Consider the following 1,506-nt stretch of genomic DNA (forward strand, 5'->3'; position numbering starts at 1 on the left):
GTATTACCCCTTGACTGATCCTGCCATAAGTCCCTGTACAAAGTAACGTTGCAGGAAGAAAAATACGAGAATTGGGACAATCATGACAATGAAGGCCCCTGCAGTAAGCAAATGCCAGTCCTGTCCACGTGATCCCACCATATTCGCCAGACGCTGGGTCAATACAGCTACATCACTGGTACCACCAAGGAAGACCAATGCAACCAGTAGGTCATTCCAAACCCAAAGGAACTGGAAAATACCCAACGAAGCAATAGCAGGAACAGAGAGAGGAAGCACCAGCCGTACGAAGATTACCATCGGCCTTGCTCCATCAAGGAATGCTGATTCAAACACATCCCGAGGGATGGTGGAAACATAGTTATAGAGAAGGTAGATTCCAAGCGGCAGACCGAAGCCTGTATGGGCAAGCCATATCCCCAGATAGGAGCCAGTGAGTCCAATCTTCATGTAATCACGAAGGATAGGGATCAAGGATATCTGCAAAGGAACCACCAACAGGGCAACAACAATGGTAAAGAATAGTTTCCTACCGGGAAATACCATCCAGGCAAACCCAAAGGCTGCTGCTGTTGCAATAAGAATCGGAATGATCACCGATGGAATGGTGACCGTAAAACTATTGATGAAGGCTTGGGAGAGGTTGTCCCCACTTGCGCGAAGGACGTTCCCTTCCGCGTCAGTAAACGTGGCTTGTCTACCTCCCAAAACACGTCGATAGTTGTTCAAGGTGAAATCTCCGTCACCTTTAAAAATTGTCCACCATCCGGTATTCAATACATCATCCTGCGGTCTCAGCGATGAGATAAGCAGGCCTATGATCGGGATACTCCAGATGATGACCAGTACAATCAGAATGATATTGACCACCATGGTCCACTTGTTTTGTCTTTTTCTTGCAAGGGAAATCATATTAGAAGCCCTCCCTTTTACTGAACTGATGCAAGTTGTACCACATGACAGGAATGACAGCCAGAACCAGAACAATGGCGATTGCAGAGCCTCTTCCATAGTGGTAGAAACGGAACATCTGCTTGTACTGCATGCTTGCAATAACCTCGGTCCCATAGTTACCGTTGGTCATGGTGAATACAATATCGAATATCTTCAACGTAATAATGATAATCGTTGTTGAAACTGTGATAAGGGTGGGAGCTATGAAGGGTATTATAATACTCCTGATAATCCTGAACTCCCCTGCCCCATCAATACGACCTGCTTCAATAATCGTAGAGGGAACACCCTTGAGTGCAGAGCTGATGATAACCATGGCATAGCCGGTTTGCAGCCATACCAGGATGGCGATCAGGAAGATATTATTCCAGACCGGCATGGTAAACCAGGCTTGTGGTTCGCCTCCGAAAAAGGTAACAATCGCATTGAGCAAACCTATCTGGTCCTCTCCTGCGGGTTTGTACGAATAAATAAATCTCCAGATAACACCAGCACCTACGAAGGAGATTGCCATTGGCATGAAAATGATGCTCTTGAAGACCTTCTCCATTT

At 46.3% G+C, this 1,506-nt stretch carries 2 protein-coding genes; both read right to left on the reverse strand.

All coding sequences use genetic code 11. From position 1 onward, the window contains the following. Positions 1-3: 3 nt before the first annotated feature. Positions 4-912 (reverse strand): carbohydrate ABC transporter permease, encoded by a 909-nt coding sequence (locus tag JF818_RS12875; RefSeq protein WP_198892392.1) that lies wholly within the window; start codon positions 910-912, stop codon positions 4-6. Position 913: 1 nt separating this feature from the next. Next, positions 914-1,506, reverse strand: a 593-nt coding sequence (locus JF818_RS12880; protein ID WP_198892393.1) for a carbohydrate ABC transporter permease, incomplete at its 5' end; no start/stop codon positions are given.

It is taken from the genome of Sphaerochaeta sp. S2 (assembly GCF_016406725.1).
In the GTDB taxonomy this organism is placed as follows: Bacteria; Spirochaetota; Spirochaetia; order Sphaerochaetales; family Sphaerochaetaceae; genus Sphaerochaeta.